We start from the raw sequence: 26,805 nt of genomic DNA, 5'->3' as shown, positions 1-26,805 counted from the left end.
CCTCTTCACCCGGCGCTCCATTGCCACCATCGACAAACCTCCACCCGTAAATCCAAGCCGGGCAAAACCCAGAGCCCAACCCAATCAAATCGAGTTCTGCTATGGCTAAACTTCCCCGGACAGCCCTGCGCAAGAGCGGGGAGAGGGGGAATTCACACCGGCACGCCTGCCTTCCGCGCCGGCTCGATCAACTCGGGCCGCGGGCCGGAGAGGCGCTTGTGCATGTGGACCATGAATGCCATGCCGAACACCGGTGTGGCGAGGTTGACGATCGGGATCGAGACGAACGCCGCGATGAAGAGACCCGCGGTGAACACGGTTGCCGCATGATGCTTGCGCATAGCCCTGGCTTCCGCGGGCGAGCGGAACCGCATCGCCGCCAGCTGGAAATACTCGCGGCCGAGCAGCCAGGCGGTCGCAATGAAGAAGATCAGGAAGCCCGCGCCCAGGAACAGCACGAAGGGCAGCGCGATCAGATAGACCAGCACCGTGAGCAGCGCCGTCTTGATGCCGTCGGGAATGGCGACGCCGAGCGGCAGCGCTGTGCCGGGCTGTTCCGCCGGATAATGCTCGCGCTCGACATGCTCGGCGACCTCGTCGACGAACACGCTCGCCACCAGCGACGTGATCGCCGGCATCAGGAAGATGCCGCCCAGCACGATGCCGAGGCCGGCTGCGATCGAGACGATCCAGGCCAGGATATTGATCGAGGCGTGAAAGCTGGGGCCGAGCAGCGCCTCCAGCCAGGCCTCGCCATTGACGGCGAACCAGCTGAGCAGCCGCTGCAGGCCGACGGCGAGCACCGTGATCAGCACCAGCGCGAGCCCGATCGAGCGCCACAGGATCGAGCGCATCGGCGGCGACAGGATTTGCGAAAGCGCCTTGACGGCGGCATCCAACATGGCAGTCCAACCTCTCAGGTCAAAAACACCCGGCGAGAAGTAGATATGGCGGGGCTCTTCGGCAAGGGCGCCGTTCCCCATGCGTTTGTGCGGGCTGAATATGTTTTCAGGGCCTGCCTCATCGGCGTATTCTGGGCTTCAATGAACCTGCGCTGAACAGGGAGAAACGCATGGCCGGGACGGAATTGCCGCTTGCGGGCGTGAGGGTCATCGAGATGACCCACATGGTGATGGGCCCGACCTGCGGTATGATCCTGGCGCAGCTCGGCGCCGAGGTGATCAAGGTCGAGCCGCCGTCCGGCGACAAGACCCGCAGCCTCGGCGGCATGGGCGTCTCCTTCTTTCCGCTGTTCAACCGCGGCAAGCGCAGCGTGGTGCTGGATTTCGCCAAGGCCGAAGACCGCGACACCATGCACGCCCTGCTCGCCAGTGCCGACGTGTTCGTCGAGAATTTCCGCGACGGGCAGCTGGAGAAGCAGGGGCTCGGTCCGGATGAGCTGCGCCAGCGGTACCCGGGTCTTATCGTCTGCGGTCACAAGGGATTCCTGTCCGGTCCCTACGAACACCGTCCGGCGCTCGACGAGGTCGTGCAGATGATGTCGGGGCTGGCCGCCATGACCGGCACCCGCGAGAAGCCGCAGCGCGTCGGCTCCTCCGCCAACGACATCATGGGCGGTATGTTCGGCGCGATCTCGATCCTGGCCGCGCTCTACCAGAAGCGCGGCGGCGCCAAAGACGGCGCCGACATCCGCATCGGCCTGTTCGAGAACTGCCTGTTCCTGGTCGCGCAGCACATGGTCGAATATGAAATGACGGGCAACAAGCCGCGCTCGATGCCGGAGCGCGAGCACGCCTGGCCGATCTACGACATTTTCGATACCGCGGGCGAGGAGCGCATCTTCATCGGCGTCGTCACCGAGGGCCATTGGCAAAGCTTCTGCAAGGAGTTCGGTCTGCAGGAATTTCTCGACGATCCCGACTTGCGCACCACCACCGACCGCATTCTCGCGCGCTCGCGCATCCTTCCGCGCGTCGCGGCCGAGATCAAACGCTGGAATGTGGCCGAACTCTCCGAGCGGCTCGATCTCCTCAACATCTGCTTCTCGCCGATCAACCGGCCCGAGGATTTGCTGAGGGATCCGCATGTGCTGCGGCCGGGCGGGCTGGTCAACAATTTCAACGCCGACGGCAAACCGTTCCGCGTTCCCGCGCTGCCGGTGGAATGGAACGGCGGCAATATCGGCGAGGGGCTGAAGGTGCCGGTGCTCGGCGCCGACACCGCTTCCGTACGCACCGAACTGAACCAGCAGAAATCAACCGACAACGCCGCGTGAGGTTTTCATGACCCGCTATCAGGATGTCTACCCGAGCAACCGTGTCGTCCTGCGTGAAGTGGGCCTGCGCGACGGCCTGCAGCTGGTGAAGAAATTCCCCTCTACGGCCGCCAAGCAGCAATGGATCCGCGAAGAATATGCCGCCGGTGTCCGGCATTTCGAGGTCGGCTCGTTCCTGCCGGCAAAGACCTTTCCGCAGTTCGTCGATGTCCGCGAGGTCGTCGCGACGATTGCCTCGTTGCCGGGCGCCCATGGCATCGCGCTGGCGCTGAACGAGCGCGGAGTCAACGAGGCGCTGGAGAGCGGCGTTGCCGAAATTGCCTCCGTCGTGTCCGCCACCGAGGAGCACAGCCAGGCCAATGCCAACCGCTCCCGCGAATCCGCCATTGCCAACGTCAGGCGAATGGTCGAGCTGCGCAACGCCAGCGCGCACAAGCCGGTCGTCAACGCCGCGATTTCGATGGCGCTGGGTTGCTCGATCGTCGGCGATGTCGATCCCGGCGAGGTGATCCGGATCGCCGAAAAACTCTATGAGGCAGGCGTCGACATGGTCGTGGTTGCCGACACCGTCGGCTATGCCGGACCCAGGCAAGTCGGCGACCTCACCCGGGCCGTGGTGAAGATCGCAGGCTCCAAGCCGGTCTGCGTGCATCTGCACGACACCCGCGGCATGGGCATTGCCAATGCATCCGCCGCGCTCGATGCCGGTGCGCGGGTGCTGGACGGCTCGCTCGGCGGCCTCGGCGGCTGTACGTTCGCGCCGGGCGCCACCGGCAATGTCGTGTTCGAGGATCTGGTGTTCCTGTGCGAGAGCAAGGGATTTCCGACCGGCATCGATCTGGGAAAACTGATTGCGGTGCGCAAAATCCTGCGCGCGGAAATGCCGGACGAGGCGCTCTATGGCGGGCTCGCGCGCGCCGGCCTTCCCTGCGGCACGGCGGCGAGGGCGGCGTGACCTTCGCCGCCTGCTAATCCAGCCGCGTCACGCGCAGCCGCAGCGCATTGCCGACCACGCTCACCGACGACAGCGCCATCGCGGCGGCTGCGATGATCGGCGACAGCAGGAGACCGAACGCCGGATAGAGAATGCCCGCGGCGATGGGAATTCCCGCCGCATTGTAGATGAAGGCAAAGAACAGGTTCTGCCGGATATTGCGCATCGTCGCCTGCGACAGCTTTCGCGCGCGCACGATGCCGCCGAGATCGCCCTTCAGCAGGGTGACGCCGGCGCTTTCCATCGCCACGTCGGTGCCGGTTCCCATGGCGATGCCGACTTCGGCCGCGGCAAGGGCCGGCGCGTCGTTGACGCCGTCGCCGGCCATGGCGACGATCCGCCCGGCCTTTTTCAGCCTGGCGACGACTGCGCTCTTCTGGTCAGGCAGCACTTCCGCCTCGACGTCGGCAATGCCAAGCTTGCGCGCAACGGCCTGAGCCGTCGTGCGGTTGTCGCCGGTCAGCATGATTACCTTGATGCCTTCGGCGGCGAGCGCCGTCAGCGCAGCCGGCGTGGATGCCTTCACGGGATCGGCAATGGCAAAGAGGCCGGCGAGCTTGCCGTCGACGGCCAGGTTGATGACGGTCGCACCGTCGCCGCGCAGCCGTTCGCTCTCGGCGTCGAGCGCCGTCGTGGCGACACCGATCGACGCGAGATATCTGGCGTTGCCGAGCGCGATGATCTTGCCGTCGACCCTGCCGATCGCACCTTTGCCGGTCGGCGAATCGAATTCTTCCACCTTGCTCAATGCAAATCCGCGTTCCTTCGCGGCCCGCACGACTGCGTCCGCCAGCGGATGCTCGCTCGCCTGCTCGACGCTGGCGGCAAGGCGCAGGATGTCGCCTTCCTCAAATCCAACGGCCGGCACGATAGCAACCGCCTTCGGCTTGCCCTCGGTCAACGTGCCCGTCTTGTCGACTACCAGCGTGTCGATCTTCTCCATGCGCTCCAGCGCCTCGGCGTTCTTGATGAGCACGCCGGCCTGCGCGCCGCGCCCGACGCCGACCATGATCGACATCGGCGTCGCCAGTCCCAGCGCGCAGGGGCAGGCGATGATGAGCACGCTCACTGCGGCGACGAGGCCAAAGGCCATGCGCGGCTCCGGGCCGAACCACGCCCAGGCGGCGAAGGCGGCAATGGCAACGGCGATCACGGTCGGTACGAACCAGCCGGCCACCTGATCGGCCAGCCGCTGGATCGGCGCGCGCGAACGCTGCGCGTCCGCCACCATCTGCACGATCTGCGAGAGCAGCGTGTCGCGCCCGACCTTGTCGGCGCGCATCACGAAGCCGCCGGATTGATTGAGCGTGCCCGCGATCACCCGTGTGCCCGCTTCCTTGGTCACCGGCATGGATTCGCCCGTGACCAGCGATTCATCCAGCGACGAGCGTCCCTCCAGGATGACGCCATCCACCGGCACCTTCTCGCCTGGCCTCACCCGCAGCCTGTCGCCGACGGCGAGGCTTTCGATCTCCACCTCATGCTCATGGCCTTCGTCGCCGATCCGGCGTGCGGTCTTGGGTGCAAGCTGCAGCAATGCCTTGATCGCGCCGGAGGTTGCTTCGCGCGCCCGCAGCTCCAGTACCTGGCCGAGCAGCACCAGCACGGTGATGACGGCGGCCGCCTCGAAATACACGGCCACGGCGCCGCCATGGCCGCGAAACGTCGCGGGGAAGACCTGCGGCGCAATCGTGCCGATCACGCTGTAGAGCCAGGCCACGCCCGTTCCCATCGCGATCAGCGTGAACATGTTGAGATTGCGCGTCTGCAGGGATTGCCAGCCGCGCACGAAGAATGGCCAGCCAGCCCACAGCACCACCGGCGTGGCGAACACGAACTGGATCCAGTTCGACAGGGTCTGGTCGACCCAGCCATGGGATCCGGCGAGATGTCCGCCCATTTCCAGCACCACCGCCGGCGCCGAAAGAGCCGCGCCGATCCAGAAGCGCCGCGTCATGTCGGCAAGCTCGGGGTTGGGCCCTGCATCGAGGCTCGCCACTTCCGGCTCCAGCGCCATGCCGCAGATCGGGCAGCTGCCCGGCCCGACCTGGCGAATCTCGGGATGCATCGGGCAGGTGTAGATCGTGCCTTCCGGCAGGTCGGCCGGCGGCGCCGCGGACTTTTCCAGATACTTCGCGGGGTCGGCGGCAAATTTGGTGCGGCAGCCGGCGGAGCAGAAGTGATACGTCGTGCCCTCGTGGTCAAAGCGGTGCTTTGACGTCGCCGGATCGACCGTCATGCCGCAGACGGGATCGAGCACGCCCGCAGCGTGGCCAGCGTGATGGTGATGATGACCGTGCCCGGCGTGGTCGCCATGTCCGCCGCAACAGCCGGCCTTCGCTTCCGTTGCCGCCGCCTTAGCCCCGCAACCGCACTTTCCACCTTCTGCCGCGCCGTCATCCATCCCGGTCATCTCGAAAATCTCCGGCCTTGAAACCTATACCCTGTAGGGGTATATAGGCTCCATGCGAAGAGACATCAAGGCTTCCTGTCAGAAACGCCTGAGCCGGATCGAGGGCCAGGTCCGCGGCCTCTCGAAGATGGTCGACGAGGACCGCTACTGCATCGACATCGTCACGCAGATATCGGCGGTGCGCGCTGCGCTGCGGCGCGTCGAAGAGGAGGTGTTGCGGGACCACGTCGCCCATTGCGTCGAGCATGCAATCGCCAGCGGCAACAAGGCCGATCAGCGCCAGAAGATAACGGAATTGATGGAAGTCATCGGCCGGTCGGACCGGTAGGCCGCCAACCCCTTTTTTGCAAATAGCAGCGGGGCGGGCATTGTCCTTGAGCATCGTCAAGGGGCATGAGAATCCGGCCGCGGCCGGTTCGGCCAGGCTTCAGGCCGTCAGTTCGGCTCTCGCGCAGCGCGGTCGGGAGCGGCGGTCGGGTACGCGCACCGGAATATATTCGACGGCCAGGAAGTGCTCGGTGACCCTGACGCGCTCTACTACCGCTTCTTCGACCACGATTTCTTCGACCCGGGTCTCCTCGATCGCGACCATGGTCACTTCCGCAACCGCCATAGAAACCGGCGCCTCTTCGTCAATCTCTTCAGGAACAAGCGGCGGCGACCAGACCTCTTCCTGAAACACACCGAATTCGCCCGCTACCTCCTCGAGCGGCTTCTGCTTGTCGGCCCAGTGAAGGCTGAGATAGTCGAAGCCGTTCACGATGGTGGGTTTGACGATTTCGAAATAGGGCGAGATATCGAAGTCGCGCGGCATGTAGAGCGAGGAGTCGCGGATGTGCAGGATTTCCTTGCGCGCGCGCCGCGAGCCGGCCTTCGTGATCTTGGGCAGGATCGGATAGCGTACTGCGTCGAAGGCCTGTGCGATCAGTGCCGAGCAGATGATCTTGGTGGGATCGCCCGACCCGAACGCGATCATGCGGCGGCGCCAGCGTTGCGGCACCGGTAGCGGAATCAGGAACCGCATCAGATCGACGATGTTCTTGGTGTCGTAGCCGAAGCCGATCCGGTTGATGGCATAGCGGCAGACCGTATGGCGGTCTTCCCATGAAAGACCGACCGGGCGGCTGACGCGGGTGTGGTAGGAGAAGTACTTCGACAGCGGCGCCGAGGTGACGCCCTCGCCGATGTTGGCCTCGATCAGCACATGCGGCTCGCCATCGGGCTCGAAGGCGCCGTCAACCGGGCCGACATACAGCGCGGCATGCGACCAGGTCGACTGCGTCAGGTACTTGATGATGCCGGAAATCCGGTTGTTGCCTTCGACCAGCAGCACGTCACCCGGCTGGATGATGCCGCGAAGATGATCCGGATCGCTCGGCGTGAACGGCTCGTAGCCCGGAACTTCCTTCTGCAGGTAGCTCGCGATCCACTGACCAACCGTATCGAGCATCACTCCCATAAACTTCCCCCCAGCGGTTTTGGAACCGCCGTTTTCCCTCCTTATCATGGTCGAAAGCCGTTGCAATTCAGTTCATCGCCTGCGGGGATCAATCATGATTGATTCACCAAGAGTGTTGCTGCTTCCGTACGATTGCGGCAAGGTTCGCCACATGTTCTCAGCGGTCTCAAGCGCCCGGAAACCATGACATGACAATGACGCGCCGCAACTTCCTGTCGGCGTCCGCGGTCGTGGCGGCCATGCCCGTCCTTGGCCGGCCGGCCTGGGGGGCGCCGCTGCCGCGCGATGCCGATATTGTCGTGATCGGCGCCGGTGCGGCCGGCATCGCTGCAGCGCGGCGGATCGCCGCCGCCAACCGCAAGGTGATCGTGGTGGAGGCGGCAAGCCAGGTCGGCGGCCGCTGCATCACGGATATCTCGACCTTCGACGTGCCGTTCGACCGCGGCGCCCGCTGGATCCACAATCCCGAGACCAACCCGATGATCAAGCTCGGCCGCGCCGCCGGGCTCGAGATCATGCCGGCGCCTTCGGGGCAGAAGATCCGTATCGGCCGCCGCAACGCACGCGCCAGCGAGACGGAGGATTTTCTGGCCGCGCTGGTCAAGGCCAACCGCGCCATCGATGAGGCCTCGCGCAAATTCGACGTCTCCTGCGCGTCGGTGATGCCAAAGGAGCTCGGCGACTGGGCCGGTACGGCCGAGTTCGTGCTGGGGGCCGGCTTTGCCGGCAAGGATCTCAAGGACATCTCCGTCATCGACAAGGTCCGCGCGCTGGATCGCAACTCCGCCATTGCCTGCCGGCAGGGGCTGGGTGCGCTGATCGCCAAGCTTTCCGAGCCGCTGCCGCTGTCGCTGTCGACGCCGGTCAGCCGCATCGAGTGGGGCAACCGCGACGCGATCGTGCAGACACCGGCCGGCAAGATCACGGCGCGCGCCGCCATCATCACGGTGTCGAGCAACGTGCTGGCGAGCGGCACCATCAGGTTTGCGCCCGATATCCCCAAGCGCACGCTCGACGCCGCTGCGAAGCTCGGTCTCGGCAGTTACGACCACATCGCGCTGCAGATGCCCGGCAATCCGCTCGGGCTGGCGCGCGACGACATTCTGATCGAGCAGAGCAATTCGACGCGGACGGCGCTGCTCTACGCCAATATGGGCTCGTCCTCGCTGTGCTCGATCGATGTCGGCGGCTCCTTCGGCCGCGATCTCTCCGCGCAAGGCGAGGCCGCGATGGTTGCATTTGCCATCGAATGGCTGACGAAGATGTTCGGCAGCGACCTCGCGAAGGTCGTGAAAAAATCCAGTGCCACCCGCTGGAACGCCGCGCCCTATGTACAGGGCGCGATGTCGGTGGCGCCTCCCGCCGCGCAGGCGTCGCGCAAGGCACTGAGCGAGCCGGTCGGCTGCATGTATTTCGCGGGCGAAGCCACGCATGAAACGCTGTGGGGCACGGTCGACGGTGCCTGGGAAAGCGGCGAGCGCGCCGCCGAGGCCGCGTTGCGCCGGATCGGCGCCCTGCGCGAGGATCCCGCAAGGCAGGCGCCGGCCGTGAAGCGGCGGCAGCCGGCCGGGCCGCCGCGCGCCGGAATGCCGGGGGCCTCGCTCAACTGATGCCAAGGTCCGAGTCCAAGGCCAGGCCCAAGGCGCTGATCTCCTGGTCCAGCGGCAAGGACAGTGCATTCTCGCTTCATGAGGTAAGCCGTGCCGGCGAGTTCGACGTGGTGGGCGCGCTGACCACCGTGACCGAAACGTTCGAGCGCGTTTCGATTCATGGCGTGCGCCAGGAAATCCTGCGGGCGCAGTGCGAGGCGGCGGGCCTGCCACCACGGATCGTGTCGATTCCCTACCCATGCCCGAATGAAATCTACGAGGCGCGGATGGGCGAGGCGGTCGCAAACGCAGTGCGCGACGGCATCACCCACATGATCTTCGGCGATCTGTACCTCGCCGACATCCGCGCCTACCGCGAGCAGAAGCTGGCCGGCACCGGGATCACGCCCGTCTTTCCGTTGTGGGATCGTCCGACGCCGGCGCTGGCGCAGGCCATGATCGCCAGCGGGCTGGAGGCGTATCTTGCGACCGTCGATCTGAAGAAACTGCCGGCGGATTTCGCCGGCCGCAGGTTCGACGCGCAGCTGCTTGCCGATCTCCCCGATGGCGTCGACCCCTGCGGGGAAAATGGCGAATTCCACACCTGCGTAGTGGCGGGGCCGATATTCTCGCGGCAACTGCCCGTCGAGACCGGCGAGCGCGTCATCCGCGACGGCTATGCCTATTGCGATCTCCTGCTTACGACGAGCGCAGCACGCCATCGAGCGCAGGCAGCCCGATGATGACGGCGGCTGCGATCAGCGCGTAGCAGATCGTGCGGAAGACGGTCTCGCTGGCGCGGCCGAACAGCGAGGCCCCGAACCACACGCCGATCGCGTAGACCGGCCCGACCACCAGGGCGAACTTGATCGCATCGGCGTTGATCAGGCCGCTTGCCGCATAGGCGGCGGCGGAGAAGAAGTCCGAGGCGCCGAAGAACAGCACGATGTTGGCGCGCGCAATCACGGACGGGATCGGTCGCCCCAGCCAGTAGCCGACGATCGGCGGGCCGCCGGTCTGCGCGAGGCCGCTGCAGAAGCCGGCAAGGCCGCCGACACCGATGGAAATCGAGGCATGCTCGCCGCCGCGGTAGCGCCAGCCGGACAGCAAGAGCACCAGCAGCGCGGCAACGAAGCCCGAGATGATCCATCGCGTGGTCACGGGATCGAGCCGGGTCAGGAAGTAGGTGCCGATGGGCACGCCGATCAGTGCGCCTGCCGCCATCACGGCGGTGGCCTTGCGGTCCGCCTGCTTCCACGCATTGGGCAGCAGCGGCAGCGCCGCCACGAAATCGATGATGAGCAGCAGTGCCGCGACGAGTGTTGGCGCGGCCATGCTGCTCGCGAGCGGCATGAAGATCAGCGCGGAGCCGAAGCCGGAAAATCCGCGCGCCGTGCCGGAGACGAAGGCGATGAGGCAGATAGCGATCGCCGCGAAGGTGGTGAGATCAGTCGGGATGAGCCCGGAAAGACTCATCCGCGCAAGGTTCCACCAGTCTTCTTCGTGACCTCGGCGACGATCTTGGCCGCGACCGCGTCGATTTCCTGATCGGTCATCGTCTTCTCGCGCGGCTGGATCGTCACGGCAATCGCCAGCGACTTCTTGTCGGGGTCGATGCCCTTGCCCTCATAGAGGTCGAACACGCTCACGCCGGTGATCAGCCTCTTGTCCACGCCCTGGGCCGCGCGCACGAGGTCGGCGGCCTTCACCTTGCGATCGACAATGAAGGCGAAGTCGCGCGACACCGGCTGGAACGCGGAGAGCTCCAGCACCGGCTTGGCGCGGGTGGCCCTCTGCTTGGCTTCGGGAATGCGGTCGAGGATCACCTCGAAGGCCATCAAGGGACCATCGGCGCCGAGTGCTTCCAGCGCGCGCGGGTGGAGCTCGCCGAAATAGCCGAGCACGTTCTGAGGGCCGATCTGGATGGTGCCGGAGCGGCCCGGATGCAGCCAGCTTGCGCCGCCGGGCACGATCTGCAGTGCCTGCATCGGCGCGCCCGCAGCCGAGAGCACGGCGAATGCGTCGGCCTTGGCATCCAGCGCGTCGGCGGCAGCGGTGCCCGACCAGTGCCGGCCCAGGCCCTTCGACGAAGCAAAGCCGTGACGCACGCCGGAAGCAGCCATCAACTGGTCGTTGGGCTTGTCGCCCCCAAATATCTGCCCGACTTCGAACAGTGCCACGTCGGACGAACCGCGATTGATGTTGGCTTGCGAGGCTGCGATCAGGCCGGGCAGCAGGCTCGGCCGCATGTCGCTGAGGTCGGAGGCAATGGGATTGGCGAGCGCAAGCTCGGCCTGCCCGCCGCCGAACAGTTCCGCCGCGGGCTTGGCGATGAACGACCACGTCACGGCTTCCACCATGCCGCGCGCCGCCAGCGCGCGGCGGGCACGGCGGGTGCGCAGCTGCATCGGCGTGAGCACGGCCTTGCGCGGTTCCTCGCCGCGGCCGAACGGCGTCTCCGGCACCTTGTCGATGCCGAAGATGCGGACGATCTCCTCGACGATGTCGGCTTTGCCGTGCGCATCGCTGCGCCAGGAGGGTACGGCAATTTTCACCACCGGCCCGCTGCCGGCCACCATGAAGCCGAGCCGGGCGAGGATGCGCTTCATTTCGACCAGCGGCACATCGATCCCGGCAAGGCGCTTGACCTCGCCGACGGGGAAATCGATCACGCGATCCTCGCCGAAGCGGCTGCCGACCACAACGTTCTCCGAGGGCGTGCCGCCGCACATCTCGAGCACCAGCTGTGTGGCGAGCTCGAGCCCCGGCACCATGAAGGCCGGATCGACGCCGCGCTCGAAGCGGTAGCGCGCATCCGAATTGATGCCGAGCTTGCGGCCGGTCTGCGCGATGTTGATCTCGTTCCACAGCGCCGATTCGATCAGCACGTCCGACGTATTCTCGTCGCAGCCCGAGGTCTCGCCGCCCATGATGCCGGCAAGAGATTCAACGCCGTGCTCGTCGGCGATGATGCAGATCGAGGGATCGAGATTGTAGGTGCGGCCGTCGAGCGCGAGCAGGCTCTCGCCCGCGCGGGCCCGGCGTATGGTGAGATTTCCCTTCACCTTCTTGGCGTCGAACACATGCAGCGGGCGGCCGCGGTCAAACGTCATGAAGTTGGTGATGTCGACCAGCGCGTTGATCGGACGCAGCCCGATCGAGGTCAGGCGCTTCTGCAGCCATTCCGGCGACGGGCCGTTCCTGACGCCGCGCACCAGCCGCAGCGCAAAGCCCGGACAAAGCGCCGCGTCCTCGACCGTCACCTGCACCGGGCAGGGAAATTCGCCCTTGACCGGCTTGATCGCGGGATCGTTGAACTTGCCCATGTCGGCGGCGAACAGGTCGCGTGCGATGCCGTGCACGCCGGTGCAGTCCTGCCGGTTCGGCGTCAGGTTGATCTCGATCACGGGATCGCCGAGGCCCGCCCATTCGGCATAGCCCTTGCCGACCGGCGCATCCGCCGGCAGCTCCATGATGCCGTCATGGTCCTCGGAAATCTGCAGCTCGGCTGCCGAGCACAGCATGCCGCGGCTCTCGACACCGCGGATCGTGCCGACGCCGAGCGTAATGTTCTTGCCGGGAATATAGGTGCCGGGCGGCGAGAACACGCTGACCAGGCCGGCGCGCGCGTTCGGCGCGCCGCAGACCACCTGCACCGGCGCGCCGCCGTCGCCGGTATCGACCATGCAGACGCGCAGGCGATCGGCGTTCGGGTGCTGCTCGGCCGAGATGACGCGCGCGATGGAAAACGGCGCCAGCGCCTTGGTCTTGTCCTCGATGTTCTCGACCTCCAGCCCGATCATGGTGAGCTTGTCGGCGAGCTTTTCCAGGGGCTCGTCGGTGTCGAGATGTTCCTTCAGCCAGGAGAGCGTGAACTTCATTTTGCCGTTCCTAGAAAACCTCGACCAGGCGGAAGCGTTCGCACATCAGCATCATGTCTTCGCGAAACTTGCCCTGCCGGCCGAAATAATTGCGATGCGCGTTGCGCCAGTAGTCGAGGCTGCGGTCGCCTTCGCCCTCGTCGTGCGCAAAGGCCGCGTCCACCTCGCCGAAGCGGCGATAGGTCACCTCGGTGGTTTCGATGACGCAACGCGGCTCACCGCGTCCGTCGAGCACGATCCAGCGTTCGCTAGGCGTCGACGTGTTGGGTTCGTCCTCGGTCGAGCAGGTCGCGGTCTTGACGCCCCGGACGACGAGGTCGAGCAGCTCGTCGGCGAGCTCCGGCCCGTCGCCGAACGCGAACGACCGCAAGCAGCGATATTGTTGCGGGACGGCGCTCAGGTTCACGAGCTGAGGCCTCCCGCAAGGGTGGGCACGTCGAGCGGCTTGAAGCCGTAATGCGACAGCCAGCGTACGTCACTGTCGAACAGCTGGCGCAGGTCGCTCATGCCGTATTTCAGCATCGCGATGCGATCGATGCCCATGCCCCAGGCAAAACCCTGATAGACGTCGGGATCGATGCCGCAGGCGCGCAGCACGTTCGGATGCACCATGCCGCAGCCGAGGATCTCCAGCCAATCCTCACCCTCGCCGAAACGAATCTCGCCCTTGTCGCGCCGGCACTGAATATCGACTTCCAGCGAAGGCTCGGTGAACGGGAAGAACGACGGGCGGAAGCGCATGTTGATGTGGTCGACCTCGAAGAACGCCTTGCAGAACTCGTGCAGGATCCATTTGAGGTGGCCGAGATGCGATTCCTTGTCGATGACGAGGCCCTCGACCTGGTGGAATTGCGGCGTGTGGGTCGCGTCCGAATCGATGCGGTAGGTGCGGCCGGGGCAGATCACGCGGATCGGCGGCTTCTGCGAGAGCATCGTGCGCACCTGCACCGGCGAGGTGTGGGTCCGCAGCAGCATGCGCGAACCGTCGTCCTTCGGATTGAAGAAGAAGGTGTCGTGCATCTCCCGCGCCGGGTGGCCTTCCGGGAAATTCAGCTTGGTGAAGTTGTAGTCGTCGGTCTCGATATCCGGGCCTTCGGCGACGGAAAATCCCATGTCGGCGAAGATGGCGGTCAATTCGTCCCAGACCTGGCTGAGCGGATGGATGCGGCCGGTCTCGGCCGGCGCGTCGCGCAGCGGCAGCGTGACGTCGATCGTCTCCGAGGCCAGCCGCGCATCGAGCGCGGCGGATTTCAGGATTTCGCGCCGTGCCGCCAGCGCCTCGGTCACCTTGTCCTTGGCGAGGTTGATGGCCGCGCCTTGCGTCTTGCGCTCATCCGGCGACATCTTGCCGAGGGTGGCGAGCAGCGCGGAGATCGAGCCTTTCTTGCCGAGCGAGGCGACGCGGACGGCTTCCAGCGCCGCCTCGTCGCCGGCCGCGGCGATGTCGGCAATGATCCGGGATTCGAGTTGGGCAAGGTCGGTCATGGCAATCCCTCTTGACTAAAGCGCGATGAGATCGGGATGAATCGTCATCGCGCTTCAGGTTGTTGCCTGAGCATGATCCTTTCGGAAAACCGCTTCACGCTCTTCCGGATCATGCTCCAGGACGCTGCGCCGTTGCTCCTGGCCCTTGCGCCCGGGAGTTGTCCCGGGCATCGGCGTCTTGAAGCGTTCGCGAAAGGGAAGCAGTCGATGGCCGGAACGGGCCCGGCCGTGACGACCGCGAGACTTCGCACAGGAGCCTGGCGAGGCGGGTTACGCCGCCAGCGCAGCCTTCGCCTTCTCGGCAATCGCCTGGAACGCCGCCGGTTCGTTGATCGCGAGATCCGACAGAACCTTGCGGTCCACCACGATGCCCGACTTCGACAGGCCGTCGATAAAGCGGCTGTAGGTCATGCCGAACGGGCGCACCGCGGCATTGAGGCGCTGGATCCAGAGCGCGCGGAAGGTGCGCTTCTTGCGCTTGCGGTCGCGGAAGGCGTACTGGCCGGCCTTCTCCACCGCCTGCTTGGCGGCGCGGATCGTGTTCTTGCGGCGGCCGTAATAACCCTTGGCGGCCTTGTAGACTTTCTTGTGCTTGGCGTGAGAGGTCACACCGCGTTTGACGCGAGACATGACGGAAATCCTTGTTCAGAGATGACGATTGGCCGCGCGGACGCGGCGTCGGCTAAGCGGGAAGCGATCAGGCGTTCGGCAGGAAGTATTTCTTGATGTTGTCGCCGTCGGTCTTGAACAGCACGCGGGTGCCGCGGAGCTGACGAATCTGCTTCTTGGTCCGCTTGATCATGCCGTGACGCTTGCCGCGCTGGGCGTGCATCACTTTGCCGGTGGCAGTCACCTTGAAGCGCTTTTTGGCGCCGGACTTGGTCTTCAGCTTGGGCATTTGGCTCTCCTGTTGCGCCAGCACGAAGCCGCCCGCGAGGGGCGTCTGGCCGACTGAAATGCTCGTTAGAGCGTTGGAAATGCTAAGGTTTTTCCAAATGGGATAACCTCGCATGGACATCGCCACGGCAGCCCTTGATCAGCCGGGCGATGAAGGTCGGGCTTATGGCAGACGAAAGGCCAATTTGCAACGATGAACCAACGGGCTGGCTGCTATAACGAAAGGACGTCATCATTTGATGGCAAATTCCCAGGGCAGGAAGAAAATGACCTTATTTCCCATTATTTCCCGATATTTCGTCTCTCTCCCGCGCGTTCGCGCTTCCCTCGTCGCTACCGCCGCTTTGGCTGCCTTCACCGCCTCCGACGCAACGCCCGCCGGGGCCGCGGGCCGCTATGACGGCACCTGGAACACGGTGTTCGCCACCACCCGCGGCAACTGCTCGTCGGGCTACAGCGTGCCCTTCCTGGTGATCGGCAGCCGGGTGTCCTCGGCCGGTGGCGGCCGCGTTTCCGGCTCGGTCACCCGCGCCGGCAACGTCGCCGTGGCGGTGTCGGTCGGCGCCTCCCGCGCCAATGGCGGCGGCCGGCTGGTCGGCAATGCCGGTTACGGCCGCTGGAGCGGCATCATCACCGGCGACCGCTGCAGCGGCACCTGGCAGGCGACGCGGAGCTGAAAGATCGGCCGGCAAAGAGCCTTCCCTTTGAAAATCGAACGGCCCGCCGGATCATCCGGCGGGCCGTTTGCATTCACGGGATCGATACCGGCGGCGAATCAGCGCGGCGCCAGCACCATGACGACCTGGCGGCCCTCGAACTTCGCGTCCTGCTCGACCTTGGCGATCTCGGCCACGTCGGCCTTCACCTTGTCGAGCAGCTTGGTGCCGATCTCCTGGTGCGCCATTTCACGGCCACGGTAGCGCAGGGTGATCTTCACCTTGTCGCCTTCCTCGAAGAAGCGCTGCATCGCGCGCATCTTCACGTCATAGTCGTGATCGTCGATCATCGGCCGCAGCTTGATCTCCTTGATCTCCACGACCTTCTGTTTCTTGCGGGCTTCCGCAGCTTTCTTCTGCGCCGAATACTTGTACTTCCCGTAGTCCATGATCTTGCAGACGGGAGGATTGTTGTTCGGCGAAATCTCGACCAGATCCATGCCCGCTTCCATGGCCATCTTGACGGCCGTCACGGTTTCGACGGTGCCATGGTTGACGCCTTCTGCGTCGATCAGCTGGATCTGTGCATTGCGGATATCGTCATTGATGCGCGGCCCGTCTTTGGCGACTGCGGGCGGGGCTCTGTTGGGACGGCGAATGGGTAGTTCTCCGAGGTTGTGAAAGGGAAGCTGCCATTTTGAAGCAAGACGCGGCCACGGGCAAGCGAACTCGCTGCATTGGTCTGCCAAAACCGCCAAATGCGCGGCATTTTGGCCACGCACGGCACATAGAGACCCACGTCTTGCTCCGCAAGCGCTTTTGCAGCGGTTTCCGGCTTCAAACCGGTATCGTTGACGGATCATTTCCGCTCCCCGAAAAGGGGTGCGAATTCGAGTGACAGACCGATGACGCAGACCGCCGCCGCCCAGGAACCCGCCTTCATCGACGTCGGCGAGGGCGCGACCCATCGCCGGATCGCGGTGCGCGCCCGCGATGGGCGACCGCCCGGCCTGTTCTGGCTCGGCGGCTTCAATTCCGACATGCGCGGCACCAAGGCGCTGGGGCTGGATGCCTGGGCGGCGGAACACGGCCGAGCCTGCGTGCGCTTCGACTATTCCGGTCATGGCGAGTCCGGCGGCTCCTTTGCCGAGGGGACGATCGGCCGCTGGCTGGAGGAGAGCGTCGCGGTGTTCGAGCGGTTCTGCCGCGGTCCGCAGGTGGTGATCGGCTCGTCGATGGGCGGCTGGATGGCGCTGCTGCTCGCGCGCGAGATCGCAAAGCGGCGTATCGAGAGCGCGTCGCTGGCAGGCCTCGTGCTGATTGCGCCGGCGCCGGATTTCACGGAAGCGCTGATGTGGAAGAGCTTTGCGCCCGAGGTGCGCGAGGAGATCATGACGAAGGGTGTCTGGCACCGGCCCTCGCAATATGGCGATCCCTATCCGATCACCCGCGCGCTGATCGAGGAAGGCCGCAACCATCTGCTGCTCGGCGCCGCAATCGAGGTCGGCTGCCCCGTCCGCATCCTGCAGGGCGCGCAGGATCCCGATGTGCCCTGGCAACATGCGTTCGCGCTTGCCGAGCGGCTGCCGGCCGAGGACGTCGTGCTGACCATGATCCAGGACGGCGACCACCGCCTGTCCCGCCCGCAGGACATCGCGCGCATCATGGCTGCGGTGGCGGAGATCGGGTAGCGCTCGACACTCGCATGAGGTGTCATCGCCCGGCCCGACCGCCGATCCAGTACGCCGCGGCCTATCGATTTTTCGCACCGCCTCTGGAATACTGAATGCCCCGCCTGCGCGGGGCATGACAAGAACAAGTCGGGGAGACGCCGATGAACACGGAACAATTGCTGCGCGCCTTTTGCGATGCGGTCGAGAAGCACAATGGCAAGGCGTTTGCCGAGCTCTTTACCGAGGACGGCGTCTATCACGACGTGTTCTATGGCGCGTTCAAGGGGCGGGCGAAAATCGCGGAAATGATCGACGAGGTCTTCTATCGCACCGCGACCGATTTCCGTTGGGACATGCATTCGCCGGTCAGCGACGGCAGGACGCTCTACGCGCATTACACCTTCAGCTACCGTTCGACGCTGCCCGAGGCGAAAGGCGCGCGGGTGATGTTCGAAGGCGTGGCCATGATGAAGCTGCGCGACGGGAAGATTCTCGAATATCACGAGGTTGCGAATACGGCGCCGGCGTTCGTGGACATGAACTTCGCGCCGGAGCGGATTGCGAAGATCTTCGCCAAGCAGGGCGCCGCGCTGAAGGCACGGCCGGAGATGAGAAGGCATCTGGCGTAGGGCCTCTCTGCCTTGTCATTCCGGGGCGTGCGAAGCATGAACCCGGAATCTCGATCCATTACCTCTGGATTCCGTGTTCGCGCTGCGCGCGCCCCGGAATGACGGCCCAATTGCTCACGGCGGCGGAACATTCGTCATCGGTTTGCGCTGGGCGAGCGCGGCGACCGTCGAGGTACCGATCGGGCCCTTCTCGTCATAGAGCCAGCATTCGCCGATCGCGACGCCTTCGCTGGCGTGATGGTTGACCACCTCGAACCCGATCCAGCGCGTCACCGGCAGGCGGTGCAGATAGAGCGTGACGTCGCTGTTGATGTAGCCGAGACCCTGATCGCCGGCATTGGCAAAGGGGCTGGCGAAATCCGCTCCAGTCGCCACATGCACGAACGGTGACATCGGAACGCCGTCGACCAGTTCGCGCACTTCGCTGATCCACACGCGGCGTGGGCCGAGCGAGCCCATCTGGCCGACGATCGGCCGCGTGGTCCATTTGCCGTTCATGCCGAGCCGCGGATCGGTCGGCGCGGGAATGGCGTCGGGCAGCGGCGAATCCCAATTGGCCGGCGACCACACATTGCCCGGCGCATTTTCCGTCCGGCGCAACAGCTGGCAGGAGGCGCGCGCCATGCTGGTCTCGCCGGAGAAAAATTCCGCTTCCATCAGCCTGATGCGCAGGCCGTCGCGGATGCGTTTGGTCGCGACTGTGATCGGCGTGTGGATGTCCGGCAGCCGGAACATGTCGACGGTCAGGCGCGCCGGCACGAAATCGGGCGAGCCGTGCCGCTCCTCGATGGCATGGGCGAGCAGGCCGATCACGACGCGGCCGTGCATCGAGTCCGGATTCCAGGGGCCGTTGGAGATGGGGTTGGGGATGAAGGCGTCGCCTTGCTTGGCGAAAAAGGGTTCTTTTTTCATGGCCGGCGAATGTGGGGGAAATTTCCGGATGAAATCAAGGTGCTTTCCCTCATGGAGAGGAGGCGCAGTACGCGCGCTCCGGACGAAGCGTCGCATCGCCAGGCGAACCATGAGGCCCGACTGCGGCCATCATCCTTCGAGACGCGCGCGAGCGCGGTCCTCAGGATGAGGGTCTGATGCTTCCCATTCGGCTCGCACCGAGCGATCAGCTTCGTTGATTGCCTTTGCAGCGAGTGCAGCGAACGCTTCGGACGAGAGCAGCTGCGACAGCGCCCACACGGCCGCGCCCCGTACCAAGGGGCTCGCATCATCGAGCAGTCTCTCCGCCTCGATCGCCAGCGCCGCATTGCCGGAGTTGCCGACGGCGATCAGCACGTTGCGCACGAAGCGGTCGCGGCCGATGCGTTTCACCGGCGATTTCGAAAACAGTGCGCGGAAGGCGGTGTCATCGAGGCGGACCAGATCCGCAAGCGCGGGTTCGCGCAACTGGGTGCGGGCGGCAAGCTTTGCCTCGCGGCCAGCTTGCGCGAACTTGTTCCAGGGGCACACCGCAAGACAATCGTCGCAGCCATAGATGCGGTTGCCCATGGCTTTGCGGAATTCGCTGGGTATCGGGCCCTTGTTCTCGATGGTGAGATAGGAGATGCAGCGCCGCGCATCGAGCTTGTAGGGCGCGGGGAAGGCCGCGGTCGGGCAGATCTCCTGGCAGGCGATGCAGGAACCGCAGCGATCGATGTCGGCTTCGTCGCGCGGTAGCTCCGATGCGCTGAAGATCGCACCAAGGAACAGCCATGAGCCGAACTCGCGCGACACCAGGTTGGTGTGCTTTCCCTGCCAGCCGAGACCGGCGGCCTGCGCAAGCGGCTTTTCCATCACGGCGGCCGTGTCGATGAAGACTTTCACCTCGTCGCCGGTGGCGGCCGCGAGCCATCGCGCCAGGGTCTTCAGCCGCTTCTTGATGACGTCGTGATAATCGTCGCCCTGCGCATAGGCGGAGATCGCGCCGCGCGTGCGCTTCTGCAAAACGGCCAGCGGATCCTCGTCCGGCCCGTAATTGAAGCCGAGCATCACGACGGAGCGCACGCCCGGCCACAGCGCGCGCGGATGCATCCGCCGCTCGGGTTTGGCCGCCAGCCAATCCATGTCGCCATGGCCGCCTGCTTCGAGGAATTCGCGGAAGCGAAGTCCGGCATCGCCGATTGCATCCGGATCGGTCACGCCGATGCAATCGAAACCGAGCGCTCTTGCCTCGCGCGCCAGCGCCGTCTTCACTCCGGCAGGGGAGAGTTGTTCGGTCGCGTTCAGAAGTCGAGGTCCACGTAGGTGCGCGACGCCGGCACGCCCGCCAGCCACTCGCTGAGCAGCGGACGGAACGACGGGCGGGACTTCACCCGCGCGTACCACGCCTTTGCCGCGTCGTCCTCGGACCATGGCACGTCGCCCAGATAGTCGATCGCCGAAAGATGCGCCGCGGCGGCGAGATCCGCGTAAGTGGGCCGGTCGCCGGCGAGAAAGTTTCGCGTCCGCGCCAGCCAGCCGATATAGGTCAGATGATAGCGCACATTGGTCTTGGCGGCGCGGATCACGTCCGTGGCCGGGGCGCCGCCGCCGTCCTGCTCGTTCATGAAGCGCTTGTAGATGCGCTCGGTGACGAGGGGACTGGAAGCTTCCTCGAAGAACTTCTCGTTGAACCACGCCATCAGCCGGCGCACCTCGATGCGCTCGCCCATCGAAGCCGGCATCAGCCGCTTCTGCTCCATCTCGGCGCCATAGGCCTCATCGATGAACTCGGCGATGATCCCGGCCCCCGGAATGGCCGGCATGCCCTCGGCGAACAGCACCGGCGTGACGCAAGCGGGATTGAGCGCCAGGAATGCCTCGCGTCGCTCCCACACCCGCTCCTCGACCAGCCGCACGTCAAAGCCGTATTCGCCGAGGATCAGTCGGACGAAGCGCGAATGCGGACAGAAAGCGTGGTGAAACAGCGTGAACATGCAGCTCTTGGACTATGCGGAAGTGATTTAACAATTCCTCAATCGCAGCGGGATGCAAAGAGACCGGGGAGGGTACCTGAGCAAACCTGGGAGGCAACCGGTGATTTTACGCTTTTTGCGATTGCGGCACGGGAACGAATAGGCGAGAAGAACACGGTTTTTTCCGAACGGAATCGATTGCGGATCATAACACGAAAGCGGGCCTTGGCATGATGTCTGATGCGATAAGGGCGATCATTCTCGGCATCATCGAGGGGGTCACCGAGTTCCTGCCGGTTTCCTCGACCGGCCACATGCTGCTGGCGGAACGCTTCTTCGATCTCGGAGAGGGCGAGTTCTGGAAGAGCTTCACCATCCTGATCCAGCTCGGCGCGATTCTTGCGATCGTGGCGCTGTATTTCTTCAAGCTGTGGCGTGTCGCCATCAACATGTTCAGCGATCCCGATGCGCGGCGCTTCGTGATCGGCGTGCTGATCGCGTTCCTGCCGGCGGTGGTGCTGGGGCTGATCGCGGGCAAGTTCATCAAGGGCTATTTGTTCAATCCGTGGGTGGTTTGCTTCACGCTGATCGTCGGCGGCGCGATCCTGCTCTGGGTCGACCAGCTCGAACTCGAGGTGCGCGAAGACGACGCCATGCGCTTTCCGCTGCCGATGTATCTCTGGATCGGCGTTGCGCAGTGCCTGGCGATGATCCCCGGCGTGTCGCGCTCGGGCGCCTCGATCGTGGCGGCGATGCTGCTCGGCGCCGACAAGCGCTCGGCGGCGGAATTCTCCTTCTTCCTCGCCATCCCCACTATGGTCGGCGCCTTCGCCTACGATTTCTACAAGAGCCATGGCGACATGACGATGAACAATCTCGGCATCGTCGCCATCGGCTTCGTGGTGTCGTTCATCACGGCGATGGTCGTGGTGAAGACGTTCCTCACCTATGTACAGCGTCACGGATTCGTGCTGTTCGCCTGGTGGCGCGTGATCGTCGGCACAATCGGCCTGATTGCGCTGGCGCTGGGAAAGTGAGCTTGTCGTCCCTGCGTTCGCAGGGACGACAACATTCTCACACGCTCTTGCGCTGGAACTGGCCCATCGGGCGGAAGCGCCAGAGATATTGCGGGCAGATCGCTTCCATCGAATCCGCCGCGATGCCGAGGCCTTCCAGCGTGAGGCCGGATGCCCTGGCGGCGTCGGACACCACATTGTCGGTCTTCAGGAGCTCGACCTGGTCGGGGGTCAGCTTCAGCCCGCCCGGCGCGAACTGCAGGAAGAACGCCTGAAATTTTGCAAGGCCGAACGGCAGCGGCACCAGCATTCGCTTGCGGTCGGTGATCTCGCAGATCATCTGCATGATCTCGCGCATGGTCAGCACTTCCGGCCCGCCTAGCTCGTAGGTGGCGCCGGCCTTGGTCTTGCCGTCCACGGCGTCGGCCACGGCGGTGGCGACGTCGCCGACATAGACCGGCTGCAGCCTGGTCGCGCCGCCGCCGATCAGGGGAAGCACCGGCGACATCTGCGCCAGCGCGGCAAAGCGGTTGGTGAACGCGTCCTCCGGACCGAACACCACGGAGGGGCGCAGGATGGTGGCCGAGGGGACAGCCGAGAGCACCGCCTGCTCGCCGGCCGCCTTGGCACGGGCATATTGCGAGATGGCGTGGGCGTCGGCGCCGATCGCGGAGACATGCACCATCCGCGCGCCTGCTTCGGCGGCCGCCTGCGCGACGGTCTCCGCGCCCTTGGCCTGGACGGCCTCAAACGTCTGATCGCCGCTCTCGGCGAGGATACCCACCAGGTTGATGGCCAATTCGGCATCGCGCATGGCGGCCTGAACCGAAGCCGGATAGCGCAGATTGGCCTGGACGGCATGGATCTGGCCGACCCGGCCCAGCGGCTGCAGGTGGCCCGCCAGTTCCGGCCGGCGCACCGCGACCCGGATGCGGTATTCCCGCTTGGCCAGCGCGCGGACCACATGCCGCCCCAGGAAGCCAGATCCGCCGAATACGGTGACGAGCGTTTCCTGGTTCGATGCCATGGGGAAATATCCTGCAAAAGGCGCGCGATGGCGGGGATTTAGCGGATTCGCGATACGCCATCGCGTCAATCCTGTACAGCGCATTTGGACCGCAATCAGCCGATTTGACAATCGTGCGACCGGTCCTTAGTAACCCGCCCGGGCCCAGGTGGCGGAATTGGTAGACGCGCTGGCTTCAGGTGCCAGTGGCTTCACGGCCGTGAAGGTTCGAGTCCTTTCCTGGGCACCATTGCCCTTGCCCAAGCCCCCTATTTGCGAGCAGCCGCGAGATTGCCGATCCGGCCGCGCCGGGAGGGTAACTGGCCCAACCATCCGCAGATTGCTGCTCGGGGAATAGCGACGGCCCCAGTCGCGAGCGCCATGAAGGATGGGGCTGTGGCGGTCATCCGCCAAACTTGGGTGCTCGCCCGGGGCGGCTTTGGACGATAGCTTAGGCGAGCGATTCGAGAGGTTCCTGAAATCATGACCATCCGCCTGCATCGCGGCGACCTGCCCGATCTTTCGCGCTACACCAGTTCGGTGGCGATCGACACCGAGACCATGGGACTCAATCCGCATCGCGACCGGCTCTGCGTGGTGCAGATGTCGAACGGCGACGGCTCGGCCGATGTCGTGCAGGTGCCGAAGGGCCATCGCGATGCGCCGCATTTGAAGAAGCTGCTGGCCGACCCGAACATCGTGAAGATCTTCCACTTCGCGCGCTTCGATCTCGCCGCGCTCTACAACACCTTCGGCGTGATGCCGCAGCCGGTCTATTGCACCAAGATCGCCTCGCGGCTGTCGCGCACCTATACCGACCGCCACGGCCTGAAGGACCTCGTGCGCGAGGTATTGAACGTCGACCTGTCGAAGCAGCAGCAGTCGAGCGACTGGGGCTCGGAGAACCTGAGCGAGGCGCAGCTCGCCTATGCCGCCTCCGACGTGCTGCACCTGCATGCGTTGCGCGAAAAGCTCGATGTGATGCTGGCACGCGAGGGTCGCAGCGAGATCGCCAAAGCCTGTTTCGGCTTCCTGCCGGCTCGCGCCATCCTGGATCTGCAGGGCTGGGAGGCCGAGGACATCTTTGCCCATTCGTGAGGTGCTGCGTCGCAGGGCCGAATCGGCCCTGTTTCGGTCACAGTGATGAACGAACCGATTTGGTCGGAGTATGTGCGGGGCAGGATTTTTCCGGATCATGCCCGGGCTGCAATGCAAGGTAATACGGGGTACAATGAGCTGAGCGGGAACGGTCCCGCTGCCCGGAGCCGCGGTGAATTTCGTCCAGAACCAGACCTACGATGCGACGCTCGAGGCGCGCTTTCGGGCTGCAGCGCGCCACAGCCGCGTGGTGCGCATCCTGCGCATCGCGGTGCCGGCGGCGGTGGGTCTGGCGATGGCCGGCGTGATCTTCGTGTCGGTCGTGAACCCGTTCCGCATGCTGCTGCCGAAGCTGCCGGTCTCCATCGACAATCTCGTGGTGTCGGGCACCAAGATCACCATGGAAAATCCGCACATGGCCGGCTTCTCCGCCGACCGGCGGCCCTATGAACTCAGGGCCAAGGCTGCCATCCAGGATCTCGCCAACCCCGACCATGTCGAGCTGCGCACGCTGCGCGCCAAGGTGATGATGGAAGACCGTTCGACGGTGACGCTCGATGCGCGCACCGGCTTCTTTGACAGCAAGCAGCAGCTGCTCGAGCTGAAAAAGGACATCTTCCTGCAGTCCTCCACCGGTTATGAGGCGAAACTTTCGCAGGCGATGATGGACATCAACAAGGGCTTGGTGACGTCGAATGAGCGTGTCGACGTCAAGCTGCTGAACGGCACGCTGGTGGCCGACGGGTTGAAGATCATCAACAGCGGCGAGATCGTGCGCTTCGAAGGCAACGTCGTGATGAACCTGACACTGGATCAGCCGGACGCGGCGGCGACGCCGATCGATGCCGCGGAGCAGCCGAAGACGCGCTCGATCAGCGGCAACGGCAAGCCGGCCGGCGCGAAGTGATCCCTGCGATGCAATTTTTCCCGTGCTGTCTTGATCGCCGGATCGCGCGCATCGCATGCGCCGCCGCATTCATGCTGGCCGCCGTCTTCGGCGACGCGTATGCGCAGAATTCGATGCAGGGCGTACCCAACGCGATGCAGGGCTTCTCGCAGAACCGCGACAAGCCGATCCAGATCGAGGCGGCTTCGCTGGAAGTGCGTGACAAGACAAAGGAAGCGACTTTTGCCGGCAACGTGAAAGTGTCGCAGGGCGACACCACCATGAGCTCGAAATCGCTGGTCGTGTTCTACGATCAGAGTCCGGGGCCGGAACAGCCCGCGCAACCCAAGCAGAAGGGCGCCAAGGCGGCAGCAGGCGCTCCGATCCAGTCGGCGACGCCCGGCCCCGGCGGCAGCTCCTCGATCAAGCGGCTGGAAGCGCGCGGCGGCGTGGTGGTGAAGCAAAAGGACCAGGTCGTCACCGGTGACAAGGCCGTGTTCGACACCAAGGCCAACCTCATCACCATGTCCGGCGGCGTGGTGCTGACGCAATGCCAGAACGTGCTGCGCGGCGACCGGCTGATGGTGGACATGACCACCGGCGTGTCGCGCGTCGAATCCGACTCCGGCCGGGTGCAGGCCCTGTTCATGCAGGGCTCGGAAGGCTGCGGATCGAAGGGCGGGACCCCGGCCCCTGCTGCCCCGCCGACTGCGCTGTTCCCTGGTAAACAGAAGTAAAATCAATCGCTTGTGAATTGGCCGCGACCGGCGAGGTTGAAGCCGGAGGTGGGAGCCTGTATCTAACCTCGCGGGCGGCAGGCGGATGGGGAAGCGCCGTTTCGAAGGTGTTCCGCTGGGCAAGGGGCATCCGTTCATTCATGGTTCGCATGAGGGCGAATCGAATCTCGCCGCGGGCGTCTGCGCCGGCGTCACCGTGAAAGGCTGAGCGAAGCGGGATGGTGGATTTACTCGGCATGTTCCGGCGTCGCCCGGCCAAGGGGAAGCCGGCGGGCTTTGCCCGTTCGCGCGAGGACATCACCGCGCTCGGCGATTCCTTCGGTGACATGCTCTCGAACCCCCTGCGCGATGCTCCGCCGATTGCCCGCGACGGCGTGGCGCCTGCCGTCGACCTGCCGCCGCCGGAGCCCGCGCGCACGCCGCATCCGCTGGCGCCCGCCAAGTCCAAGCCGGCGGCCAAGTCCAGGAAGGCCAATGGCAGCGGCCCGCAATTGCTGCGCCGGCCGGGCTTTCTGGCTGTGCATAGCGTGGAAAAGAGTTTCGGCACCCGCCAGGTGGTGCGCGGCGTTTCGATCTATGTCCGCCGCGGCGAAGCCGTCGGTCTGCTGGGACCGAACGGCGCCGGCAAGACCACGGTGTTCTACATGATCACCGGCCTGATCAAGGCCGATCGCGGCGCCATCGAGCTCGACGGCCACGACGTGACGAAGCTGCCGATGTATCAGCGCGCGCGGCTCGGCATCGGCTACCTGCCGCAGGAAGCCTCGATCTTCCGCGGCCTCACGGTGGAGCAAAACATCCGCGCCGTGCTCGAGGTGGTCGAGCCCAGCCGCAAGAAACGCGAGCGCGAACTGAACGCGCTGCTCGACGAGTTCAACATCGCGCGGCTGCGCAAATCGCCGTCGATTGCGCTGTCCGGCGGCGAGCGCCGCCGCGTCGAGATCGCCCGCGCGCTTGCCACGCGTCCGAACTACATGCTGCTCGACGAGCCCTTCGCGGGCATCGATCCGATCGCGGTGGGGGACATCCAGGATCTCGTGCGCCACCTCACCAACCGAGGCATCGGCGTGCTCATCACCGACCACAATGTGCGGGAAACGCTGGGCCTGACCGACCGCGCCTATATCGTCTATGCCGGTGAGATTCTGACCGAAGGCAGCCCGGACGAGATCGTCAGCAACCCGGACGTGCGCCGGCTGTACCTGGGCGAGGAATTCCGGCTGTAGTCTGTTGCGCTGCGGTAACCACCTTGTGGGGAAAGCGCC

At 65.1% G+C, this 26,805-nt stretch carries 27 protein-coding genes and 1 tRNA gene; 14 read left to right on the top strand and 14 right to left on the bottom strand.

Annotated features, from left to right (window positions below):
- Positions 1-152: 152 nt before the first annotated feature.
- Entirely contained in the window at positions 153-902 is a 750-nt protein-coding gene (locus HZB49_RS12200) for a sulfate transporter family protein (RefSeq protein WP_291611575.1), read from the bottom strand.
- A 170-nt stretch (positions 903-1,072) separates the two neighbouring features.
- Here HZB49_RS12200 and HZB49_RS12195 point away from each other — a divergent pair, with 170 nt between their 5' ends.
- Together HZB49_RS12195 and HZB49_RS12190 are read left to right on the top strand one after the other, a co-directional pair.
- Positions 1,073-2,236: a CoA transferase gene (locus HZB49_RS12195; RefSeq protein WP_291611572.1), complete on the top strand. Its 1,164-nt coding sequence runs from the start codon at positions 1,073-1,075 to the stop codon at positions 2,234-2,236.
- Between the two features lie 7 nt (positions 2,237-2,243).
- A complete protein-coding gene (locus HZB49_RS12190) occupies positions 2,244-3,191 on the top strand; it encodes a hydroxymethylglutaryl-CoA lyase (RefSeq protein ID WP_291611570.1) in 948 nt (315 codons plus the stop codon).
- 13 nt (positions 3,192-3,204) lie between these two features.
- Here HZB49_RS12190 and HZB49_RS12185 read toward each other — a convergent pair whose 3' ends face one another.
- Positions 3,205-5,643, bottom strand: coding sequence for a heavy metal translocating P-type ATPase (locus tag HZB49_RS12185; RefSeq protein ID WP_291611568.1), 2,439 nt, complete (start codon positions 5,641-5,643; stop codon positions 3,205-3,207).
- Positions 5,644-5,695: 52 nt separating this feature from the next.
- On the opposite strand from HZB49_RS12185, the gene HZB49_RS12180 reads away from it, so the two are divergent.
- Positions 5,696-5,971 (top strand): metal-sensitive transcriptional regulator, encoded by a 276-nt coding sequence (locus HZB49_RS12180; RefSeq protein WP_291611566.1) that lies wholly within the window; start codon positions 5,696-5,698, stop codon positions 5,969-5,971.
- Positions 5,972-6,070: 99 nt separating this feature from the next.
- On the opposite strand, the gene HZB49_RS12175 is transcribed toward HZB49_RS12180, so the two are convergent.
- Positions 6,071-7,102, bottom strand: a complete 1,032-nt coding sequence (locus HZB49_RS12175) for a YiiX/YebB-like N1pC/P60 family cysteine hydrolase (protein WP_291611564.1) — start codon at positions 7,100-7,102, stop codon at positions 6,071-6,073.
- A gap of 188 nt (positions 7,103-7,290) precedes the next feature.
- Between HZB49_RS12175 and HZB49_RS12170 the strand changes: the two genes are divergently transcribed.
- Positions 7,291-8,712, top strand: coding sequence for an NAD(P)/FAD-dependent oxidoreductase (locus HZB49_RS12170; RefSeq protein ID WP_291611563.1), 1,422 nt, complete (start codon positions 7,291-7,293; stop codon positions 8,710-8,712).
- Positions 8,712-9,434 carry an adenine nucleotide alpha hydrolase gene (locus HZB49_RS12165; RefSeq protein WP_291611561.1) on the top strand — a complete coding sequence of 241 codons (723 nt, stop codon included), beginning with the start codon at positions 8,712-8,714 and terminating at the stop codon, positions 9,432-9,434. Before HZB49_RS12170 ends, HZB49_RS12165 begins: the two co-directional genes overlap by 1 nt.
- Here HZB49_RS12165 and HZB49_RS12160 read toward each other — a convergent pair.
- The 6 genes from HZB49_RS12160 to rpmI all read right to left on the bottom strand — a co-directional run bounded on the left by HZB49_RS12160 (position 9,391) and on the right by rpmI (position 14,955).
- Positions 9,391-10,167, bottom strand: coding sequence for a sulfite exporter TauE/SafE family protein (locus HZB49_RS12160; RefSeq protein WP_291611559.1), 777 nt, complete (start codon positions 10,165-10,167; stop codon positions 9,391-9,393). The genes HZB49_RS12165 and HZB49_RS12160 overlap by 44 nt on opposite strands.
- Complete coding sequence (gene pheT / locus HZB49_RS12155) at positions 10,164-12,572, bottom strand: phenylalanine--tRNA ligase subunit beta (RefSeq protein ID WP_291611557.1); 2,409 nt, start codon at positions 12,570-12,572, stop codon at positions 10,164-10,166. Before pheT ends, HZB49_RS12160 begins: the two co-directional genes overlap by 4 nt.
- A 10-nt stretch (positions 12,573-12,582) precedes the next feature.
- On the bottom strand, positions 12,583-12,972 hold the full coding sequence (locus HZB49_RS12150; RefSeq protein WP_291611583.1) for an ASCH domain-containing protein: 390 nt from the start codon (positions 12,970-12,972) through the stop codon (positions 12,583-12,585).
- Positions 12,973-12,974: 2 nt separating this feature from the next.
- Entirely contained in the window at positions 12,975-14,057 is a 1,083-nt protein-coding gene (gene pheS / locus HZB49_RS12145; RefSeq protein ID WP_291611555.1) for a phenylalanine--tRNA ligase subunit alpha, read from the bottom strand.
- 270 nt (positions 14,058-14,327) lie between these two features.
- Positions 14,328-14,687 (bottom strand): 50S ribosomal protein L20, encoded by a 360-nt coding sequence (rplT, locus tag HZB49_RS12140; protein ID WP_291611553.1) that lies wholly within the window; start codon positions 14,685-14,687, stop codon positions 14,328-14,330.
- A 67-nt stretch (positions 14,688-14,754) separates the two neighbouring features.
- Complete coding sequence (rpmI, locus tag HZB49_RS12135; protein ID WP_029585522.1) at positions 14,755-14,955, bottom strand: 50S ribosomal protein L35; 201 nt, start codon at positions 14,953-14,955, stop codon at positions 14,755-14,757.
- 265 nt (positions 14,956-15,220) lie between these two features.
- On the opposite strand from rpmI, the gene HZB49_RS12130 reads away from it, so the two are divergent.
- Positions 15,221-15,631, top strand: coding sequence for a hypothetical protein (locus HZB49_RS12130; RefSeq protein ID WP_291611551.1), 411 nt, complete (start codon positions 15,221-15,223; stop codon positions 15,629-15,631).
- Between the two features lie 98 nt (positions 15,632-15,729).
- Here HZB49_RS12130 and infC read toward each other — a convergent pair whose 3' ends face one another.
- On the bottom strand, positions 15,730-16,269 hold the full coding sequence (gene infC, locus HZB49_RS12125; RefSeq protein ID WP_291611581.1) for a translation initiation factor IF-3: 540 nt from the start codon (positions 16,267-16,269) through the stop codon (positions 15,730-15,732).
- A 246-nt stretch (positions 16,270-16,515) separates the two neighbouring features.
- On the opposite strand from infC, the gene HZB49_RS12120 reads away from it, so the two are divergent.
- A complete protein-coding gene (locus tag HZB49_RS12120) occupies positions 16,516-17,301 on the top strand; it encodes an alpha/beta hydrolase (RefSeq protein ID WP_291611549.1) in 786 nt (261 codons plus the stop codon).
- A 143-nt stretch (positions 17,302-17,444) separates the two neighbouring features.
- The gene (locus tag HZB49_RS12115) at positions 17,445-17,912 is read left to right on the top strand and encodes a nuclear transport factor 2 family protein (protein ID WP_291611547.1); all 468 of its coding nucleotides are present in this window, start codon (positions 17,445-17,447) and stop codon (positions 17,910-17,912) included.
- A 114-nt stretch (positions 17,913-18,026) separates the two neighbouring features.
- On the opposite strand, the gene HZB49_RS12110 is transcribed toward HZB49_RS12115, so the two are convergent.
- The 3 genes from HZB49_RS12110 to HZB49_RS12100 form a co-directional block, all read right to left on the bottom strand.
- Positions 18,027-18,824: an acyl-CoA thioesterase domain-containing protein gene (locus HZB49_RS12110; RefSeq protein WP_291611544.1), complete on the bottom strand. Its 798-nt coding sequence runs from the start codon at positions 18,822-18,824 to the stop codon at positions 18,027-18,029.
- Between the two features lie 129 nt (positions 18,825-18,953).
- Positions 18,954-20,177 carry a tRNA epoxyqueuosine(34) reductase QueG gene (gene queG, locus HZB49_RS12105; protein ID WP_291611542.1) on the bottom strand — a complete coding sequence of 408 codons (1,224 nt, stop codon included), beginning with the start codon at positions 20,175-20,177 and terminating at the stop codon, positions 18,954-18,956.
- Positions 20,126-20,818, bottom strand: coding sequence for a glutathione S-transferase family protein (locus HZB49_RS12100; protein ID WP_291611539.1), 693 nt, complete (start codon positions 20,816-20,818; stop codon positions 20,126-20,128). Before HZB49_RS12100 ends, queG begins: the two co-directional genes overlap by 52 nt.
- A 209-nt stretch (positions 20,819-21,027) precedes the next feature.
- On the opposite strand from HZB49_RS12100, the gene HZB49_RS12095 reads away from it, so the two are divergent.
- Positions 21,028-21,834, top strand: a complete 807-nt coding sequence (locus HZB49_RS12095; RefSeq protein WP_291611537.1) for an undecaprenyl-diphosphate phosphatase — start codon at positions 21,028-21,030, stop codon at positions 21,832-21,834.
- Between the two features lie 37 nt (positions 21,835-21,871).
- Here HZB49_RS12095 and HZB49_RS12090 read toward each other — a convergent pair whose 3' ends face one another.
- The gene (locus HZB49_RS12090) at positions 21,872-22,840 is read right to left on the bottom strand and encodes a complex I NDUFA9 subunit family protein (RefSeq protein ID WP_291611536.1); all 969 of its coding nucleotides are present in this window, start codon (positions 22,838-22,840) and stop codon (positions 21,872-21,874) included.
- 142 nt (positions 22,841-22,982) lie between these two features.
- Between HZB49_RS12090 and HZB49_RS12085 the strand changes: the two genes are divergently transcribed.
- The 5 genes from HZB49_RS12085 to lptB all read left to right on the top strand — a co-directional run bounded on the left by HZB49_RS12085 (position 22,983) and on the right by lptB (position 26,766).
- Positions 22,983-23,069, top strand: a tRNA-Leu gene (locus tag HZB49_RS12085).
- 233 nt (positions 23,070-23,302) lie between these two features.
- Entirely contained in the window at positions 23,303-23,917 is a 615-nt protein-coding gene (locus HZB49_RS12080; protein ID WP_291611535.1) for a ribonuclease D, read from the top strand.
- Between the two features lie 172 nt (positions 23,918-24,089).
- Complete coding sequence (gene lptC, locus HZB49_RS12075; protein WP_291611534.1) at positions 24,090-24,824, top strand: LPS export ABC transporter periplasmic protein LptC; 735 nt, start codon at positions 24,090-24,092, stop codon at positions 24,822-24,824.
- Positions 24,825-24,895: 71 nt separating this feature from the next.
- The gene (locus tag HZB49_RS12070; protein ID WP_291611579.1) at positions 24,896-25,540 is read left to right on the top strand and encodes an LptA/OstA family protein; all 645 of its coding nucleotides are present in this window, start codon (positions 24,896-24,898) and stop codon (positions 25,538-25,540) included.
- A 218-nt stretch (positions 25,541-25,758) separates the two neighbouring features.
- Complete coding sequence (lptB, locus tag HZB49_RS12065; RefSeq protein ID WP_291611533.1) at positions 25,759-26,766, top strand: LPS export ABC transporter ATP-binding protein; 1,008 nt, start codon at positions 25,759-25,761, stop codon at positions 26,764-26,766.
- The last annotated feature ends 39 nt before the right edge of the window (positions 26,767-26,805 follow it).

This window comes from Bradyrhizobium sp. (assembly GCF_016219575.1).
Taxonomy (GTDB): Bacteria; Pseudomonadota; Alphaproteobacteria; order Rhizobiales; family Xanthobacteraceae; genus Bradyrhizobium.
Note: the sequence above shows the minus strand (reverse complement) of the source record. Positions and strands in the feature narration are given on the sequence as shown.

Excerpts from the sequence above, each read along its gene's own strand:
- HZB49_RS12200 (WP_291611575.1), bottom strand. The coding sequence starts at position 902 with ATGTTGGATGCCGCCGTCAAGGCGCTTTCGCAAATCCTGTCGCCGCCG.
- HZB49_RS12195 (WP_291611572.1), top strand. The coding sequence starts at position 1,073 with ATGGCCGGGACGGAATTGCCGCTTGCGGGCGTGAGGGTCATCGAGATG.
- HZB49_RS12190 (WP_291611570.1), top strand. The coding sequence starts at position 2,244 with ATGACCCGCTATCAGGATGTCTACCCGAGCAACCGTGTCGTCCTGCGT.
- HZB49_RS12185 (WP_291611568.1), bottom strand. The coding sequence starts at position 5,643 with ATGACCGGGATGGATGACGGCGCGGCAGAAGGTGGAAAGTGCGGTTGC.
- HZB49_RS12180 (WP_291611566.1), top strand. The coding sequence starts at position 5,696 with ATGCGAAGAGACATCAAGGCTTCCTGTCAGAAACGCCTGAGCCGGATC.
- HZB49_RS12175 (WP_291611564.1), bottom strand. The coding sequence starts at position 7,102 with ATGGGAGTGATGCTCGATACGGTTGGTCAGTGGATCGCGAGCTACCTG.
- HZB49_RS12170 (WP_291611563.1), top strand. The coding sequence starts at position 7,291 with ATGACAATGACGCGCCGCAACTTCCTGTCGGCGTCCGCGGTCGTGGCG.
- HZB49_RS12165 (WP_291611561.1), top strand. The coding sequence starts at position 8,712 with ATGCCAAGGTCCGAGTCCAAGGCCAGGCCCAAGGCGCTGATCTCCTGG.
- HZB49_RS12160 (WP_291611559.1), bottom strand. The coding sequence starts at position 10,167 with ATGAGTCTTTCCGGGCTCATCCCGACTGATCTCACCACCTTCGCGGCG.
- pheT (WP_291611557.1), bottom strand. The coding sequence starts at position 12,572 with ATGAAGTTCACGCTCTCCTGGCTGAAGGAACATCTCGACACCGACGAG.
- pheS (WP_291611555.1), bottom strand. The coding sequence starts at position 14,057 with ATGACCGACCTTGCCCAACTCGAATCCCGGATCATTGCCGACATCGCC.
- rplT (WP_291611553.1), bottom strand. The coding sequence starts at position 14,687 with ATGTCTCGCGTCAAACGCGGTGTGACCTCTCACGCCAAGCACAAGAAA.
- rpmI (WP_029585522.1), bottom strand. The coding sequence starts at position 14,955 with ATGCCCAAGCTGAAGACCAAGTCCGGCGCCAAAAAGCGCTTCAAGGTG.
- HZB49_RS12130 (WP_291611551.1), top strand. The coding sequence starts at position 15,221 with ATGACCTTATTTCCCATTATTTCCCGATATTTCGTCTCTCTCCCGCGC.
- HZB49_RS12120 (WP_291611549.1), top strand. The coding sequence starts at position 16,516 with ATGACGCAGACCGCCGCCGCCCAGGAACCCGCCTTCATCGACGTCGGC.
- HZB49_RS12115 (WP_291611547.1), top strand. The coding sequence starts at position 17,445 with ATGAACACGGAACAATTGCTGCGCGCCTTTTGCGATGCGGTCGAGAAG.
- HZB49_RS12110 (WP_291611544.1), bottom strand. The coding sequence starts at position 18,824 with ATGAAAAAAGAACCCTTTTTCGCCAAGCAAGGCGACGCCTTCATCCCC.
- HZB49_RS12100 (WP_291611539.1), bottom strand. The coding sequence starts at position 20,818 with ATGTTCACGCTGTTTCACCACGCTTTCTGTCCGCATTCGCGCTTCGTC.
- HZB49_RS12095 (WP_291611537.1), top strand. The coding sequence starts at position 21,028 with ATGATGTCTGATGCGATAAGGGCGATCATTCTCGGCATCATCGAGGGG.
- HZB49_RS12090 (WP_291611536.1), bottom strand. The coding sequence starts at position 22,840 with ATGGCATCGAACCAGGAAACGCTCGTCACCGTATTCGGCGGATCTGGC.
- HZB49_RS12080 (WP_291611535.1), top strand. The coding sequence starts at position 23,303 with ATGACCATCCGCCTGCATCGCGGCGACCTGCCCGATCTTTCGCGCTAC.
- HZB49_RS12070 (WP_291611579.1), top strand. The coding sequence starts at position 24,896 with ATGCTGGCCGCCGTCTTCGGCGACGCGTATGCGCAGAATTCGATGCAG.
- lptB (WP_291611533.1), top strand. The coding sequence starts at position 25,759 with ATGGTGGATTTACTCGGCATGTTCCGGCGTCGCCCGGCCAAGGGGAAG.